This is a genomic window from Rahnella sp. BIGb0603 (genome assembly GCF_024808755.1).
GTDB classification, from domain to species: Bacteria; Pseudomonadota; Gammaproteobacteria; order Enterobacterales; family Enterobacteriaceae; genus Rahnella; species Rahnella contaminans.
Window position 1 is genome coordinate 224,723 of the sequence record NZ_JANUEX010000007.1, and the last position, 17,197, is coordinate 241,919.

The following is a 17,197-nucleotide window of genomic DNA, read 5'->3' on the forward strand; positions in this document are numbered from 1 at the left end:
GGAGAATTATACCTTATTTAGCGAATGAATCATTCATCGCCATCAAGGCCAGCGCGGTTCAGCAGGAACTGCGCCAGAAGTGCGACCGGACGACCGGTTGCGCCTTTGTTTTTACCTGAACGCCATGCGGTACCGGCGATGTCCAGATGCGCCCAGCTGTATTTACGGGTGAAGCGCGACAGGAAGCAACCCGCGGTGATTGCACCACCCGGACGGCCACCGATGTTCGCCATATCAGCGAAATTGGAATCCAGCTGTTCCTGATATTCATCCGCCAGCGGCAGACGCCACGCGCGGTCACCGGCCTGTTCGGACGCGCCGATCAGTTCGTGTGCCAGCGGATTGTGGTTCGACAGCAGACCGGTGATGTGATGGCCAAGGGCAATCACGCAGGCGCCGGTCAGCGTGGCGACGTCAATCACCAGCTCAGGATCAAAGCGTTCAACGTAAGTCAGTGCATCGCACAGCACCAGACGGCCTTCTGCGTCGGTATTGAGCACTTCAACGGTCTGGCCGGACATGGTCGTCAGAATATCGCCCGGACGGAACGCCTGACCGCCTGGCATGTTTTCACAGCCTGCGAGCACGCCAATCACGTTGAGCGGCAGATTCAGTTCAGCCACCACACGCATCGCGCCGTAAACCGCTGCGGCACCGCACATGTCGTACTTCATTTCATCCATATCAGCCGCTGGCTTAATGGAAATACCGCCGGAATCGAAGGTCAGACCTTTACCGACGAGCACGATAGGCTTAGCGTCAGGATTAGGATTTCCTTTATATTCCATCACCGACATCAGTGATTCGTTTTTCGAACCCTGACCTACCGCCAGATACGCATTCATCCCCAGCTCTTTCATCTGCTGTTCGCCGATTACGCGAGTGGTGATGTTGGTGCTGAACGCATCTGCCAGCTGACGGGCCTGCGACGCCAGATACGCGGCGTTACAGATGTTCGGTGGCATATTGCCGAGATCTTTTGCCGCTTTGATACCGGCAGAAACCGCCAGACCATGGGAAATTGCGCGTTCACCGCTGGTCAGTTCACGGCGGGTCGGCACGTTGAAAACCATTTTACGCAGCGGACGGCGAGGTTCGGTTTTATTGCTTTTAAGCTGATCGAAGGTGTAAAGCGATTCTTTGGAGGTCTCGACCGCCTGACGCACTTTCCAGTAAGTATTACGCCCTTTGACGTGCAGCTCGGTGAGGAAGCAAACGGCTTCCATAGAACCGGTGTCGTTCAGGGTGTTGATCGTTTTCTGGATCACCTGTTTGTACTGGCGCTCATCCAGCTCACGCTCTTTGCCGCAACCAATCAGCAAGATACGTTCGGAAAGGATATTCGGTACATGATGCAGTAACAGGGTCTGGCCCACTTTGCCTTCAAGTTCGCCACGGCGGAGCAGGGCGCTGATGTAGCCATCACTGATTTTATCGAGTTGTTCGGCAATCGGTGACAGGCGGCGAGGTTCGAAAACGCCGACTACAATACAGGCACTGCGTTGTTTTTCCGGGCTACCGCTTTTTACGCTGAACTCCATGCACTCTCCTGAATCTTAAAGACAAGGGCGGGAGGTACGGCTAGAATGAGTCGCCGGAGACACTCTCCCGTCATTGTGTTAACGACCTGTGTTAACCTTAAACGGCGTTAGTTTTTATTTTGGCGGCTATAAGCAAGTTCCTATAGGACACCCCAAATCTCGGTGTTGTAATACTATTTTAGCTGCGAAGGTTGCCATATGATGAGAATAAATGACGGATTAGCGATGAAACTAGCGATTTTCCTTCAAAAAGACAAGTTTTCACAGGCGTATTAAGCGTGATCATCATTAGATATCTGGTTAGGGAAACCTTCAAGAGCCAATTTGCCATTCTGTTCATTTTACTTCTTATCTTCTTCTGTCAGAAGCTGGTCAGAGTGCTTGGAGCAGCGGTCGATGGCGATATCCCAACAAATTTAGTTCTGTCACTTCTGGGGTTAGGTATTCCGGAAATGGCGCAGCTTATTCTTCCACTCAGCCTGTTCCTTGGTCTGCTGATGACGTTCGGCCGGTTATATACCGATAGCGAAATTACCGTCATGCATGCGTGCGGCCTTGGAAAACGCTCACTGGTTATCGCGGCGCTGGTTTTGGCGCTGTTTACGTCATTTTTCGCCGGGATTAATGCCATCTGGCTGAGTCCCTGGTCGTCAAAACATCAGGACGCGGTTCTGGCGGAAGCGAAAGCTAACCCGAGCATGGCGGCGATGGTTGAAGGCCAGTTCCAGCAGGCGCAGAACGGCAATGCGGTTCTGTTTGTCGGCAGTGTAAAAGGGAAAGAATTCCATAACGTTTTCCTCGCGCAGTTACGCCCGAACGGCAACCAGCGACCTTCCGTCGTGGTGGCAGATAAAGGGCACATGTTGCAGCGTGCTGACGGTTCACAACAGGTGATGCTGGATAAAGGCACGCGTTACGAAGGCACCGCATTGTTGCGTGATTTCCGTGTTACGGACTTCACCGATTATCTGGCGGTTATCGGCCATCAGACCGTGCAGCTTGACCCGAATCAGTCTGATCAAATGACCATGACGCAGCTCTGGAATTCCAATGAACCGGAAGCCAGTGCAGAGCTGAACTGGCGTTTAACGCTGATCGTTTCCGTGTTTATTATGGCGTTGCTGGTGGTTCCGCTCAGCGTGGTCAACCCGCGTCAGGGCCGCGTTCTGAGTATGCTGCCGGCTATCCTGCTCTATCTGATTTTCTTCCTGCTGCAAACCTCCCTGCGGTCTAACGGCGCGAAGGGCAAGCTGGATCCGTTCCTCTGGATGTGGGGAACGAACCTGCTCTACCTGGCACTGGCACTGGTGCTTAATGCGTGGGATACCTTGCCGGTTCGCAAGATCCGGGCGCGTCTGAGAGGAGTTGCCTGATGTTTGGCGTATTAGACCGTTACATTGGTCGCACTATCTTCAACACCATCATGATGACGTTGTTCATGCTGGTGTCACTTTCCGGCATCATCAAGTTTGTCGATCAGCTGCGTAAAGTCGGGCAGGGAGGCTATTCCGCCGCCGGTGCCGGGTTGTACACCTTGCTTAGCGTGCCAAAAGATATCGAGATTTTCTTCCCGATGGCGGCGTTACTGGGTGCATTGCTTGGCTTAGGTACGCTGGCAACACGCAGCGAACTGGTGGTTATGCAGGCTTCCGGTTTCACCCGTATGCAGATAGCCGCTTCCGTGATGAAAACGGCGATCCCTCTGGTGCTTCTGACCATGGCGATTGGTGAATGGGTGGCGCCGCAGGGCGAACAAATGGCCCGTAATTACCGTGCGCAGGCGATGTACGGCGGTTCGTTGCTTTCCACTCAGAACGGTTTATGGGCGAAAGACGGGCACGACTTTATCTACATTGAGCGTGTGGCTGGTGAAAAAGAGCTGACAGGCGTCAACATCTATCACTTCAATGATCAGAACAAATTGCAGTCCGTCCGTTATGCCTCTTCGGCAACCTTTGACGGCGGTGAGTGGAAACTCTCTCAGGTGGATGAGTCTGACCTGACAGATAACCTGCAAATCACCGGTTCTCAGACGCTGACCGGCGTGTGGAAAACGAACCTGACGCCGGACAAACTGGGCGTTGTTGCGCTGGATCCTGACGCATTGTCGATCAGCGGTCTGCACAACTATGTGAAATATCTCAAGCAGAGCGGGCAGGAAGCTAAACGTTATCAGCTGAATATGTGGAGTAAAATCTTCTCGCCACTGTCTGTCGCGGTGATGATGCTGATGGCGCTCTCGTTCATCTTCGGACCTCTGCGCAGTGTGCCGATGGGCGTGCGTGTGGTTACCGGTATTTGCTTCGGTTTCCTGTTCTACGTACTTGACCAGATCTTCGGCCCGTTAAGCCTGGTTTATAACATTCCGCCGATCCTTGGCGCACTGTTACCAAGCGGATTGTTCTTCGTCATCAGTATGTTTTTGCTGCTGAAAAAAAGATAAACTTGCCCGTGCGGATAAACAAAAAGCAGGCCTTTCATGAGCCTGCTTTTTTTACGTCTGAAGATTGTGAGCCGGGCGTTAAATCTCGTTATTGCGCACCAGATCCGCCACCAGATCGTTCACACCATCACTCATATTCTTAAACTTGGTCAGTTCACTGCGGGTGACCACCACGAACACGCCGACACCGCGTTGGGGTACCATCGCAACATATGTGATAAAGCCACCACCGCCACCGGTTTTCTGGATAATGCGCGGCAGCAACGGCGTTGGCGCCATCGTTACCCAGCCCATTCCCAGTGAATCCGCCATGCCCGGGACATCCATCCCTTTCAGCGAGACCAGATCGGTACGCTTGTAATACATCTTTTGCGCCATTTCAGCCGTGGTGGTGCGCTGCCCGAGGAACTGACGCATCCAGCGGCCCATATCGGCTGGCGTGGAATAAATCCCACCGCTGCCCGCGGCTGCAATGGTGTTAATGCAAGGACTTGGACGCAGACCTTCCATCAGGCGCGAACACTGGCTGGCGTTTGGCGTCAGCGTTGTATCGATCATGCCCAGTGGCTGAGTAATCTGATCACGCAGCAACTGCGTGTAAGGCTGATTAGCTGCTTTCGATAACGCATCAGAAAGCAGGTCAAACGCCAGATTGGAGTAAGACGCGCGGGCACCCGGCGGCACAGTGAGTTTCGCGACACTCAGCCAGGTCCAGCGATCGCTTTTCGTCGGCCAGGTGAATACGGCACGATGCGCGACACCGCCGGGCTGCTCGCGTGGCAGTCCGCTGGTGTGCGTGGCCAGATTCAGCAGCGTAATCGGATTAGTGCCGCTGTAAGAGGGCACGCGGGCACCGGCCGGAGCGTATTTACGTAGCGGATCGTTAATGCTGACTTTGCCTTGCTGCGCCATTTTCACAAGCACTTCGCTGGTAATAAGCTTGGTCAGCGAGGCAATGCGCACCACGGAGTCTTCACGCGGACGGATATCGGAACCCGGTTTAGTTTCCCCAAAACTGCGGAAAACTTGCTGATTATTATCAACGACTACCAGCGCCATTCCCATTGCGCCGCTACCGTAAAAGATGTGTTCTGCATGGTCATCCACGACCTGCGACGCCAGACGCGCATTGGCCTGCGCGTGGCTCCATAAAGGCGTACTGGCGAGGGCCAGCGCGAGGAGCGAAAGTGAGAGTTTTTTCAACAAGCTGGTATCCATCAACAGGGCATAATCTATTCGTGATTTGTATACTAATGCGAAGTTTGATAAACGGCATCGGAAAAACGAAGACAAATCGAAGTTTTTTGTCAGCAAAACCCCTCCGGATTGCGGTTCGTGTCTGTTTTTTCAACACTTAAACCGTACAACACGGGATAACTATTGCGTGACCGGCTGGGCTGGGTATAATGCCCACGTTTTCCGCATACTACTTTCAGTGCCGAAGTGGCGAAATCGGTAGACGCAGTTGATTCAAAATCAACCATCGAAAGATGTGCCGGTTCGATTCCGGCCTTCGGCACCATTAACTAGTTCGAGAACGTCCGTAACAGTCCATAAGTTACTGAAGAAAAAGCCGAAAGGCTTTTTTTTTGATCCAAATTCGTCCGAGAGCATCCGTTGACATCCCGATCTTTTGGGGGTCACAATGGGGGTCAGCTTGGTTCGATAAAGGATTGACCCCCAATTTATGGCTATCACCGACATAGCAGCCCGCACAGCAAAGCCCCGCGAAAAAGAATATAAACTCACAGATGCTTATGGACTCTACCTATTAGTCAAACCTAATGGTTCTAAGCGCTGGTATCTAAAGTATCGTTACGAAGGTAAAGAAAGCAGAATCGCATTTGGTGCGTACCCTGTTGTAACGCTATCGAAAGCAAGAGAAAAACGGGACGAAGCAAGGGCATTGCTCGCTGATGGAATCAGTCCAGCAGCTCAAAAAGAGACTAATAAATTAGAAGCTATTCATGACACGCTCACCTTCGAAAAAGTTGCGCGAGACTGGCACGCTACGAACAAGAGATGGTCTGAAGGCCACGCGATAAGGGTTATGCGCGATCTGGAAAGAAATATCTTTCCTGCAATCGGTAATTGGCATATTGCTGATTTAGAAACTAAAAACCTGCTAGTTCCTTTAAGAGAGGTTGAATTAAGTGGACGTTTAGACGTTGCTTCTCGATTACAACAACGCATTACTGGAATCATGCGCTTTGCTGTTCAAAGCGGTCTAATATCTCGCAATCCTGCACAAGATTTAGCTGGAGCAATTACAACTCGTAAGGCTGTACATAGACCTGCTTTAAAACTTGAGCGCCTTCCGGAACTACTCAATCGACTTAATTCTCATAGAGGGAGAGTTTTAACTGGCTTAGCGGTCAGGTTGACTCTCTATGTATTTATTAGATCGAGTGAGTTGCGTTTTGCTCGTTGGGAAGAAATTGATTTCAAAAAGGCTCTTTGGACAATACCAGCCGAACGAGTGCCGATCGAGGGGGTCAAGCATTCGCAACGAGGTTCCAAAATGCGTACTGTCCATTTGGTTCCTCTTTCGTCGCAAGCATTATCCCTGCTTGAGCAAATTCGAGATCTTAATACAAAGAACGATCTTGTTTTTCCTGGTGATCATCATCCACATAAACCGATGAGCGAAAACACAGTAAACAAAGCTCTTCGTTCTATGGGGTTTGATACTCAAACAGAAGTGTGCGGACATGGCTTTAGGGCGATGGCATGTAGTGCTTTGGTTGAGTCTGGATTATGGTCTACAGATGCAGTTGAGCGGCAAATGAGTCATCAGGAACGTAATGGAGTAAGAGCTGCTTATATTCACAAAGCCGAACATCTGGAAGAGCGTAGGCTGATGGTTCAGTGGTGGGCTGATTACTTGGATCTAAATCAAGAGCGACATACAACTCCTTATGAGTATGCGAAGGTCACCAAACAAAATAGATCCTAAAGCTCAAATAAAAGATTTATTAGAAAAGTGTTCACAGTGTTCACTTTTCTATTTATTCATTATATTTCAATTGATTATGTAGTGACTACCTTGTGCTGAGCTGTTCATTCCTGTTCACTTTCAAGTGACCACCTACCTTGCCATATGAAAAAACCGGCCTGAGCCGGTTTCTGTTCAAACTTGATTGATGTCGCTCTTTGGCAACCAATCAGCTTCGCAGTCCTCGTTTAATATCAGATTGGTTTGCACGCCCTGATTAGTCTTTCTCTTTAAAAATTCAATCTCATACTCTTTCATCGTTTGCGGGATGAACTTACCGAAGAGTGAGAGATTGATCGGGTGTTGATGGCCGCGCGCCTCCATAAATGACAGATAGGCGTGATAGAGGTATTTGCGAGGATTTGACGGGCGTATGTTTCCGTTGCCCATATACAACCCACTGGGTGCCTGAACCGCGAGCAGGTAGCCGCAAAAATCGACCAGTGAATCTGAACTTCGTTTGATTTCCAGCGCTTCGTCGGAGTTTTGCTGTGCTTCCAGCAGTGCGCGGGCTTCGCCAGGCTCTGCAAAGCGTCCCATCAGATGGCGGACAATTACTGCGAGCTCCCCCTCTATTTTCTCGATCAGTTTTGGGTCGCGTTCCTTAGCCGATATGACTTCGGGGAAGGTAATGATCACCCGCCGACGCGATACGCCGCCGCTACGGTCGCTGAACTGCATCGGGTTGTTGTTCACTGCCAGGATCACCGCCGGAATATGTGCTGAATAAGCGTCACGGTATTTCGGGTCAATGGCTACCGCATCGCCGCCGGTGATGGCTTTAATCCCTGCACCGTCGCCGCTCCATTTCTCCTGGTCGGGTAAGATGATCAGTGAGTATCCCACCAGGGAAGCCCGTTCGCGGGAGGACTCCAACGTTTCGATGCTGGCGGAGGTGGTATTGTCATTTCCTGCAAGCATGCGCGCTATGGCTGCCATGACGCTTTTACCGCTGCCGCCTGGTCCTGTCACTTCAAGGAATAATTGCCAGTCATACCGGTTCGCCAGAACCATGAAAAGTGCCGCGAGAATGCGCTCTTGCTTTTCGCTTTGCTGGTTTGCCGCCCGCGTCAGCCATTGCCAGAAGTGAGGGGCATGCTCGGCAAGATTTTCCCCTGGCTTGGCCTGCGAATAATCCACGCTGTTGACGGTACGCAACCAATTATCTTTGCGGTGAGGGCTAAAACTTCCGGTACGGGTGTCGAAAACGCCATTGCGAAAACCAATTAAGTGACGTGCGGGCTTGCTCATTTCAGGCACCATGAGCTTTAGGGTTTCGATCATGCCGCTAATGAGGGGCGCTGAAAAAGGCGCTTGTGCTTTCTGAAATAGAGCGGCAATTTCACGGCTGAGGATCCTGTGCGGCAATACCAGCCAAGCCCCGTTCTCATAGCGGCAAAGATCTTCCCCCACCGTAGGCATAGCCAGACGGTGTTCATAATGGACTATCAGCAGTTCACACTTCTCACTCTGGCTCATGGCCTTGAGATCGGCATCACTGACCGTTTCAAAGGGGCTTTTAGGAGATTGCAGAGTAAAAGCGCGGAGCTGTTCCAGCGCTTTGTCACGACCTTCCTGTATATATACATCGTTCCAGTCACCGGTGATTAAGGGGATCGCAACTTTCCCGCTGACTAGATTTGCGGCTTCTTTCGCTTTCTTCTGTCCTGTGCCGTTATCATCATTATCTGCTGCCATTAGCAGCACGGCGTCAGGGTATTTCTCCCGAAGGCACTCAGCCAGATGAGGGAAGTTATTGGCACTCAGTGCCACACACACGGTTTCACCCGTCAGCGCATGTATTGTCAGGCCGGTTGCATAGCCTTCTGCCATCCAGATAACAGTGTTGTCGTTCCCTTCAAAATGATAAGCAGCGCCGGTAACCTGTCCACCCGCAAGCATGCGTTTTTCCCCCGACTCGTTAATGAGCTGGGCGTTGACCAGGTTGCCTGACAAATCATAAAGCGCAATGACCAGGTCACCCGCCGCGAAATCTACGCCGCCTACCCGCAGGCCGTTGCCCTGTAAGGTCAGTGCCTCCTTATCCGCCCAGCCTTTTTTCTCCAGATAGGCATTGCCTGAAGCTTTGCGGGCTGCATTTACCAACATTTTCGCCTGCACGGCTGCCTTCTTGCGGGCATCGTCTTTTTGCCGTTGAACAGCGGCCTCGTCGTGATGAACCACAAGTGGCTGAACCTCTCCCAGAATCTCAGCCACCTTCACTGCGGCCTCTTTCGTGGTGATATCCAGCGTTTTCGCAACCAGGTTTAATCCGTCACCTGCACCGCAGTGGTTACATATCCAGGTGCCTCTTCCTGCCTGATTATCGAAGCGAAAGCGGTCTTTGCCCCCGCAAACAGGGCAGGCTGAATGATGCCCGTGAGGGGCAACGGTTATACCCAGCGCGGGCAGAAGCTGAGGCCAGCGCCCTGTCGCGGCGCTCACGGTGTTTTTAACAATCATTTGTGTCATGTGCGCCTCTGTCAGTGCAGCGTGGTATCAAGAGTGGTGTGAAGACAAGGCCGGAAAAGCTCGTCCATCATGGATTCTCCCAGCGGTGTCAGGCGGGGTTTTGCCACCAGAATATCGGGCTGCACCATGTCGCGGAGCATGGCGCAGGCGATGTCCATACCCAGCTTTGCGCCGTGCTGACGGACGTAGTAGCTTTCGACTTCTTTAGCGATGGTCATTTGCAGTTCATCAAGCGAGTAGCCGGTTTCAACGCCGTAGGCGGTACAGGCGTCGAGATAAGCCTGTGCGAGGGCGCGCCGGTAGAGGGCGGTGAGCACTTCAACCGGCAGGCAGGATTGCTGAGTCGTATTCATTCGTAGACATCCTCCATTTGCGTTTTTATGGCGGTCTCGCAGGTGTCTACCACTTTGCCAAGCTGGTCAGTCAGCAGCGCAACAACGGAGGCCATGGAATTCAGCTGATCGCCGCTGGGTATATGCCCGAAGGTGTCCTGAGTATCAAGCATGTCGAGGAACATCACGCCGACGTTGTGCGCATGTTGCAGGCGCAGGAAATCAGCATGCGGAATAGGGTAATGGGTGTTGGGGAAATAGAAGGACGCGAGCTTGTTCATGCGGCCTCCTGGGCTGGCAGGCGACCGGCAAAGCACAGCACATAGTCGCGGGCTAAAAGGCGACGGGCAGAATGTTCATTGTCGGCGGCGGAGCGCAGCATACAAACCGGCGCTTTAGGTTCAGCACGGCGAACGGCGGCGAACAGGAACGTAAATTTAGGGTGTGGCGTGATGAGGGTTGTAGCCATGGTGGCAGCCTCCATTGAGTAATGGTTATTGCTACCACCGAAGTTTCCACGCTTATGGGTGGTAGCCCAGACGGGGGTGGAAATACCGGCCTCAATGAATACCGGCCAGCCCGAAGGCTGCCCCGCCTGAGCTACCATTGTTTGATAAGCACAGCGGTTAAGAAACCACTGTGCAAAAAACAGGTGCGCTGAGGCATCGACATAAAAAAACACGCCAGGCGCGTGTTGTGTCGCCATTGAGTTGCTCGGGTTTCCACGCCCGGCCGCCGATTTTGCGGCAGCACAAAAACTATAGAGCAGGGGCTCGCCAGAGAAAAGCCTTTTTTGAAGCATTAGCCGTTTCTCCTTAGCAATCGGTCAGGACTTGATCGGACTGCTGCGGATTTGATCGGAAGTGTGAATCATCCTCTGAACTAACGCCTTCGGCTGCTACGGATAACACACCCAGGGTATTGCTGGTAAACGCAGGCAAAGGGTTCTTTCTGCCGCAGGCGGCAGCTATCAGGCCTTCAGCAAGATAGGCCGCCTCTTGTGTATTGAGCTGGATATTATGATGACCTACAGACAGAGAAATCATTGCATGGTCTCCTGAGCGCGTGCGGCGATGCGGTCATTCATCCAGCCCTCTATTTCGGAAGCCAGCCAGGCCACGTTCTTGCCGCCGAGAGAAATCTGGGCGGGAAATTGCTGACGGCTGATTAAGTCGTAAAGGGTGGAGCGGGACAGGCCAGTGGTGTGGATCACTTCCGGCAGTCGCATAAAGCGATCGCGTGGGTATGCCGGTGGCATCGCAGGGGCAGAGGAAGGGGACGTATTTTGAGCGGCGGAGAGCATGGTGCTACCTCATATTTGTATCCGGCTGGACGCGACCAGTACCGGCTGTTTCGTTAAGGAGCCCCCTATTGTGAGAATATTTTTTCGTTTAGCAACAAGTGGTTGCCACTAAAACTTTTAGAAGAGAGTGCTTGTTTTTTCCTGGTGACATCAGGTGACACCAGACAAAATGCCAACTAATGCCAATAGATGCCATTGTTACCGGGTTGGTTATTTAATGAACACAAAACAAGCTGTTTTAACGATTGATCATGTACCTATTAATAGGAAAAAAGATTAATTTATTTTTGGCTAGCCAGTAAAAGACTTTTGCAGAGAGTGAATAGTAGTGAACAGTGAGTGAATACCTTCAGATGAGGTGTTCACTGCTTAACTTAATAATTTTATTATATTTTATTTTATAGTGAACAGTAGTGAATAGTATTTATAGAAATATAAACTCTCCCCGCTTACTATCCCGCCCGTTGTACCAGCGCTGAGCAAACGCCATCAGATAGAAATGTTGTGCCAGCCTCCACACAATATCCTCACATTGACAACACATTGCTGAGGTATGCCATGAAACCCGATTCAACCAAAACCGTCGAAGCCGTTATCCAGGACTTTCTTCAGGTCAAAGCCGGTCACAACGAAAATCCATCATCAGGAAACGCGGTAGGTGCTATCCAACACTTTGAGCAGGCCAAAGCGGCGTTTGCTGAGAAAAAGCGTGCACTTGATGAAATTGAAAGTTCGATTGCCCGATGCGCCCAGGAAAAAGAAGCGGCGAACAGCGAAATCAAAGAGAACGAAGAGAGTTGGCGTTCGCGTTTTCGCAAGTCACGCGGGGTTATGACTGACGAACTCAAGAACGCGCACAGTCAGCGGGCTATTCAGCAGGGATTAGTTAAAGAGTTCGATGACCTGATTGAAGAATTGAATGTCGAGAAACAGTCGGCGATGTTGCATTGTGCTAATGCTGGGGGAGCGTTAATTAGCGCCCACCGCAGCGCACTGAATGCCTATGCTGATACACAGTGGCGCATGGCCATCAACCATCTCAGTCCGGCGCTTGTGCGTGCTGTAAAACTTAAACTTCTGGCGTTATCCACCGTAAGTTATCAGGAAACACAATCCGGTCATTATGTAGAGCCCGCCAAGATTATCAGCGCTGAAATTGGCAACGCGTTAGTCGGTGCGGCTCACATCGGTCAGTTCAACATGGATGCAGAACCTATGTTGGAGAAAATCGGGATGCATTCTCCTGCGCTGCCTGGTGTCGATATGGCGCTATTGCAAAGCCCGATAAAAAGGCAATTACTGGCACAAAAACTCTCCAAGAGAGTCGATTCAAACAAGGAGTAACAGCAAATGATGCGCTGCCCGCTTTGCAGCTCGGTTTCTCACATTCGCACAAGCCGTTATATCACCGAACAGACAAAGGAGTCTTATTATCAGTGCACCAGGCTGGAATGTTCATGCGCATTTAAAACAAATGAAAGTGTCAGTAAAATCGTTAAAAAAGAAAATCTGAAGCGGAAAATATAAATTTCAGCTCGTTTTAATTCCCCAAAAAATAATCTCAAGTGCCGCTTTCGAATAAGGCGGCATTTTTCATTAATGCAGTGTAAACCCGTCCCTCCGGACAGCCTTTTCTCTGGCTAGCCTGTCCTTGTGAGCTCTGCATGCATAGGGTGCATGGTTTTGCATGCAATCCGGCGTGCTCAAAAGGGCTCAAAACCCTTGCTACACGGGCTTTCAGAGGTTTTACTTCATGCATTAAAACCAGTGAGCTAAGTCAGCAGCGGGCAGGCGGGGAGAATTGCGCGCGCCGAGGTAGAGCGATACCCAAATGATATCTGATTGGCGGGAATCCTTTGAAACTAAAGTTCTGGATTACTTATCAGAAAAACCCAAGAAGCAGATTATTAATTTAAAACATTGGATATTTAATTGCATTCTACGGTTTAAAGTATTGTTACTATATACCAGAAGGGTTCTGCAGCTTAGAAATAGAAATAGAAATAGAAATAGATTATGTGATAACTAGAGATAGTCATCTATTCAGTTAGTAAACTAAAGTGCTATGTGTCCAGATAGGAGCATGATTTATCATGTGCTACATACATATCAAAAGCTCCCCACCTACATGAGTTTTCTAGGAGTCTGTGAGGTACATGCGAGAAATAGTCAGATAAGGGTATGGAGATCGCATAGTAACTAGTTAGCAAGGTTATATTTCAATTATGAAAGTATTCAAGGGTGAGTCAGATTTGTTTAACTCAAGAGTAGACCATCATGAATTTAACTTATTGATTTTAATGATTTTATCATTTCATGGTTATACAGGGAAGAAAGTATGCACATTAAGCTTAAATATGTAATATTCTTATAAAGGTAAGTTTGACAATCTTAGGAAAAAGAGAGTGGTCGAATGATAAATCATGTCTATGGAATTGTTGGTCTAATAAGTCTATTTATAGCTATAGCAACAAGTTATATTAGAAACCAAAGTATATCTCAGTGGTTTCTTGTTAGTGCCGGCTGGTTTACTGTACTAATAATAGGCTACCTTACACAGCGCAGTATTCGAATGATAATTAAAACTAATAAAGAGGCGATGGAAGCAAAGGATATAATTACTAGGGATATACTCGAAAACAACAATAAGTTGAGCAGGGAGTTATCAGAAAAGAATCAAAAATTGATTATAGAACTAGCCTCAATCTCTGAACAAAAAGAAAAAATGGAAGGTATAGCTGCATATCTTGCAACACAAAATCCACAGATAAATGCAATACCGCGAGCTTTAGGAAAACAAGACTCTAGTGATTTGGGAGGGGTGTGAAATGAAAGTAAATTTTGATGATTACTCGTATTATCCTGCACTCAGGACGCGTGCGGCAGAAATTCTAGGTTTAAGTAAAGTTGCTAGTGATAAGAAAGAAAAAATATTACCTGTAATAACTTTAGGTAAATGGCCAAGATCGGATGAAATACAGGTCTCCTTAGATAAAACAATAGAAGCAATGGATGGTAATCCATTCATTTTGGATGTCACACAAGAAAATAAGCATCACTGTAACTCAAGTTTTGAATTACTATCACCAGATAGTAACTTTAAAAAATGGATCGATTTTTGTTCACAGAGCGAAAGTATTGTTCCTATTGTACAGATGCCTGACTCTGCAAGATTGAGAGATATTTCTCTTCAAGCCAAAATATTGGAAAGAGAGCGTGGATCAATAGCATTCAGAATTCGTAATCTGAATACTGATATTAATAAAGTACTTAGTTCATTAATCTCTCTTGATAGACCAGAAAATGCACTTGTCTTTATTGATTTGAGTTATATTAGGGGTAATATTTCGATCGCAACATCCGCTGCAATAAGTGCAATTAATCAAATAAGAACTGAGATTCCTGAGGCTATAATAAGTGTGCTAACAACTAGTTTCCCAAATTCTGTTACTAGTTTTTGTCGTGCAGATGGCCAGAGTGGTTTTATTGATATAATTGAAAGAGACTTTCATCAAGCCATTGGCGGACAAAGCGTAGCTATCTATGGTGATCATGGTTCTATCCACTCCGTTGTATACGACGAGGTTGGAGGAAGATATGTTCCTAGAATTGATGTGGCATTGGATGATGCATGGTATTTTGAAAGAAGACCAGGCATTGACTCAAAAGGATATATCGATGCAGCTAGGGCGATCCTTAGTTCATACCCAAATTATCAAGAGGATGATTCATGGGGAGCAGAAATGATACGGAATGCTTCTCTTGGTGAGATATCGGGAATGGGAAGTCCTGCTAAATGGATTGCGGTACGAGTAAATTTACATATAACGAAGCAAATAGATTTGTCAAATGCGCTAAAATATATTTCTGAAGATGATGATATATTTTGAATTTGATGTGTAAAGTAAGGGGAGAGATCCCCTATTTTATAACTCTTTTCAGTACATTCTGGGGGATGACATTGATGTCACCGCCATGCTTATTTATGAAATCCTCAACGTCAATTTTATGGAAACTCAAGTTAGATTGAGTACTAGAATTAGATAATACATTTAAGTAGATGCTCTCGAGCTCCTTCTTTTTTTTAGCTTTACTTAATAAATTAAGATCTTGGTTTGTTATTTTTTTATTTTGGATTAGCATGCCTACATAACTATCAGATGTTTCTTGATAGCGAGTCTTGATGGCTCTTAAGGTAAAGTCTCGGATTTTCGCTAATGATATATTCTCAGCTAAATTTTCAAGATAAGATCTACTTGAACCATTTTGAGTGTAAATCTCGTTTTCTAATAAAATTTTTGCGAGTTCTTTTTTTAATAAGAAACCTAAGAATATTCTCTTATTATTAATATTAGAGAGCCTACCCCGTTGAACTACCTTGAATTTAACACCTCGAATAGTATTTGAAAACTCTATAATGCCAACGTCGGGTTGTACTTTCTTTGTTACTTCATAAGTGAAGCGCGAAGAGCAAACCACGGTAACCTTTTCGAAACGAGATGTAAATGTAGCTAACTGGCCATCCAATCTTTTAAGAGTGTCAAAATCGCTTTTTATTTCAAATGCTTGTAGGTGCCCGTTGGCTATAGCTAAATCAACACGACGGCTCCAATTAGCGACCACCATCTCATTAATGAGTGTGGCATTCTCTAATAAACCTTTATTATATAGCCAATTAATCAAGGCTACTTTAATATCTTGTTCTCTCAATAAATCAGACATCTTGTATCGACCTGGTAAAATACTTTTTTTATTATAGCAAACAAAACAATCGCTATCCATTTATATTTAATTAATGCTATTAATTACAATGAGCTATAGAATAGATAGGTATGATCTCTAAAGCTTAAATTAGATGTTTTGCTGCGTGAAGAAATCACATTCAACGATATTAATAAATATTAACCGAGTGAACTAAAATCACCTAATTCTTATGGTTATTTATCGGGTTATGATTGTCCGGAATTTTAAGGGCTTAAGTTTATGTGGACATTTACATTATCTTGATTATATTGCTATTATAAAATATGTAATTTAAAGGCTAAAAGTACTATTCTTAATTTTGAAAGGTATGGTTTTTGGTCGGATATACAGTGTAACGATCGTACTGGAAGATACTATGGCATTTATTGCATCCTAATAATAAGGTGGTGTGGTATGGCAAGCTTTTTCTCGGAGCGAACAGCGGAATATTCACTTATACCAGCTGTGATTGGGGTATTGGCCAAAAATAATTCAAGGATAGTACCTATCTATTTTTGGAGAACTAGAGAAGGAAACAATATATCTTTAGCTCAGAACTTATCAGGTCGTGTTAAAGTTTTGGCAATGTTTGCTAGACGACCAAAACTCTGTGGAAAAAATGGCTATGTCTCCGGAAAAGTAAACAAAAACATTTTACGTTATGCACTCCATGCACGAAAATACGGTGTGGCTACTATTTCAGGATTTATTTCCGTTGATTCTATTATGAATCTCTCGAATGAAGATAGTTATGTTTGGTTTGATTTGAGTAATAGTAAGCATTCTATTAATGATGCTGAGTTTTTTTGTAGGGCAAACAGCAATGAGATACTTGAGATGAATGAGTTTTGCAGTGATATAAATATAATTAATAAAGATGATATATCTTGCTTGATAGACGCTATATGTAAACCATTAATATGGCAGGAGTGTATTGAAGTTATATCTGAGTTAAATAAGATAACCTATTCAGATAACAACGGGTACTTTGGTCGATTTTTGGGTGGAGGCTATAGGCCTGTTTATTTTCTGATTTTCGAATAATATATTCACGTTATGATGAGTTGATTTTTTTTGGTTTTTGATTCACTTTAATTGGTTTCATAAATTTTAGTTATTTGTAGTAGCACTCTTTAAAAAATTATTTCTAATATTTAAGGTGGTAGGGAATTTTAAACTGAGAATATCATAATTCTGAAACCTGATTTTTGAGGAATGCCAGTTTGAACTATCGTTACTTTGACTATTACAGTATGACACGTTCAATATTTGAACTGTTAAACGAAGCTATTAATTATTTATCTCAACGACTGGTAAACCTTAGTCGCCACAGAGGAAAATTACATAGTTAGTTCTGATATCAAATTT

The 17,197-nt window shown here is 46.9% G+C and carries 17 protein-coding genes and 1 tRNA gene; 9 read left to right on the forward strand and 9 right to left on the reverse strand.

The window, feature by feature from the left end:
- Positions 1-29: 29 nt before the first annotated feature.
- Positions 30-1,541, reverse strand: coding sequence for a leucyl aminopeptidase (gene pepA, locus M2403_RS19165; protein WP_101075029.1), 1,512 nt, complete (start codon positions 1,539-1,541; stop codon positions 30-32).
- 278 nt (positions 1,542-1,819) lie between these two features.
- Here pepA and lptF point away from each other — a divergent pair, with 278 nt between their 5' ends.
- Together lptF and lptG are read left to right on the forward strand one after the other, a co-directional pair.
- Entirely contained in the window at positions 1,820-2,914 is a 1,095-nt protein-coding gene (gene lptF, locus M2403_RS19170) for an LPS export ABC transporter permease LptF (protein ID WP_152327280.1), read from the forward strand.
- A complete protein-coding gene (gene lptG, locus M2403_RS19175) occupies positions 2,914-3,984 on the forward strand; it encodes an LPS export ABC transporter permease LptG (RefSeq protein WP_152327279.1) in 1,071 nt (356 codons plus the stop codon). The genes lptF and lptG overlap by 1 nt, the downstream gene beginning before the upstream one ends.
- 78 nt (positions 3,985-4,062) lie before the next feature.
- On the opposite strand, the gene ampH is transcribed toward lptG, so the two are convergent.
- Positions 4,063-5,202: a D-alanyl-D-alanine-carboxypeptidase/endopeptidase AmpH gene (gene ampH, locus M2403_RS19180; RefSeq protein ID WP_152327278.1), complete on the reverse strand. Its 1,140-nt coding sequence runs from the start codon at positions 5,200-5,202 to the stop codon at positions 4,063-4,065.
- A 219-nt stretch (positions 5,203-5,421) separates the two neighbouring features.
- On the opposite strand from ampH, the gene M2403_RS19185 reads away from it, so the two are divergent.
- Both M2403_RS19185 and M2403_RS19190 read left to right on the forward strand, forming a co-directional pair.
- Positions 5,422-5,506 (forward strand) — tRNA-Leu (locus M2403_RS19185).
- Between the two features lie 165 nt (positions 5,507-5,671).
- The gene (locus tag M2403_RS19190; protein ID WP_259230522.1) at positions 5,672-6,940 is read left to right on the forward strand and encodes a phage integrase central domain-containing protein; all 1,269 of its coding nucleotides are present in this window, start codon (positions 5,672-5,674) and stop codon (positions 6,938-6,940) included.
- A gap of 174 nt (positions 6,941-7,114) precedes the next feature.
- Here the strand turns inward: M2403_RS19190 and M2403_RS19195 are convergent, their stop codons facing one another.
- The 6 genes from M2403_RS19195 to M2403_RS19220 are packed head-to-tail and all read right to left on the reverse strand — an operon-like array spanning position 7,115 to position 11,086.
- Complete coding sequence (locus M2403_RS19195; RefSeq protein ID WP_259230523.1) at positions 7,115-9,451, reverse strand: primase-helicase zinc-binding domain-containing protein; 2,337 nt, start codon at positions 9,449-9,451, stop codon at positions 7,115-7,117.
- Between the two features lie 11 nt (positions 9,452-9,462).
- Entirely contained in the window at positions 9,463-9,804 is a 342-nt protein-coding gene (locus M2403_RS19200) for a DUF5375 domain-containing protein (RefSeq protein ID WP_259230524.1), read from the reverse strand.
- Positions 9,801-10,064, reverse strand: a complete 264-nt coding sequence (locus M2403_RS19205) for a hypothetical protein (protein WP_259230526.1) — start codon at positions 10,062-10,064, stop codon at positions 9,801-9,803. Before M2403_RS19205 ends, M2403_RS19200 begins: the two co-directional genes overlap by 4 nt.
- Positions 10,061-10,585, reverse strand: a complete 525-nt coding sequence (locus M2403_RS19210) for a host cell division inhibitor Icd-like protein (protein ID WP_259230527.1) — start codon at positions 10,583-10,585, stop codon at positions 10,061-10,063. The genes M2403_RS19205 and M2403_RS19210 overlap by 4 nt, the downstream gene beginning before the upstream one ends.
- A 13-nt stretch (positions 10,586-10,598) precedes the next feature.
- On the reverse strand, positions 10,599-10,829 hold the full coding sequence (locus M2403_RS19215) for a hypothetical protein (protein ID WP_217172779.1): 231 nt from the start codon (positions 10,827-10,829) through the stop codon (positions 10,599-10,601).
- Positions 10,826-11,086: an AlpA family transcriptional regulator gene (locus M2403_RS19220; protein WP_259230533.1), complete on the reverse strand. Its 261-nt coding sequence runs from the start codon at positions 11,084-11,086 to the stop codon at positions 10,826-10,828. The genes M2403_RS19215 and M2403_RS19220 overlap by 4 nt, the downstream gene beginning before the upstream one ends.
- Positions 11,087-11,644: 558 nt before the next feature.
- Here M2403_RS19220 and M2403_RS19225 point away from each other — a divergent pair.
- The 4 genes from M2403_RS19225 to M2403_RS19240 all read left to right on the forward strand — a co-directional run bounded on the left by M2403_RS19225 (position 11,645) and on the right by M2403_RS19240 (position 14,976).
- Entirely contained in the window at positions 11,645-12,430 is a 786-nt protein-coding gene (locus tag M2403_RS19225; RefSeq protein ID WP_259230535.1) for a hypothetical protein, read from the forward strand.
- A 9-nt stretch (positions 12,431-12,439) separates the two neighbouring features.
- Positions 12,440-12,613, forward strand: coding sequence for an ogr/Delta-like zinc finger family protein (locus tag M2403_RS19230; protein WP_259230590.1), 174 nt, complete (start codon positions 12,440-12,442; stop codon positions 12,611-12,613).
- 886 nt (positions 12,614-13,499) lie between these two features.
- Entirely contained in the window at positions 13,500-13,913 is a 414-nt protein-coding gene (locus tag M2403_RS19235; protein WP_015698806.1) for a protein gop, read from the forward strand.
- 1 nt (position 13,914) lies between these two features.
- On the forward strand, positions 13,915-14,976 hold the full coding sequence (locus M2403_RS19240; RefSeq protein ID WP_015698805.1) for a beta family protein: 1,062 nt from the start codon (positions 13,915-13,917) through the stop codon (positions 14,974-14,976).
- 31 nt (positions 14,977-15,007) lie between these two features.
- On the opposite strand, the gene M2403_RS19245 is transcribed toward M2403_RS19240, so the two are convergent.
- Positions 15,008-15,808, reverse strand: coding sequence for a sce7726 family protein (locus M2403_RS19245; RefSeq protein ID WP_259230538.1), 801 nt, complete (start codon positions 15,806-15,808; stop codon positions 15,008-15,010).
- 435 nt (positions 15,809-16,243) lie between these two features.
- Here M2403_RS19245 and M2403_RS19250 point away from each other — a divergent pair, with 435 nt between their 5' ends.
- Positions 16,244-16,873 (forward strand): hypothetical protein, encoded by a 630-nt coding sequence (locus tag M2403_RS19250; RefSeq protein WP_259230540.1) that lies wholly within the window; start codon positions 16,244-16,246, stop codon positions 16,871-16,873.
- Positions 16,874-17,197 lie beyond the last annotated feature (324 nt).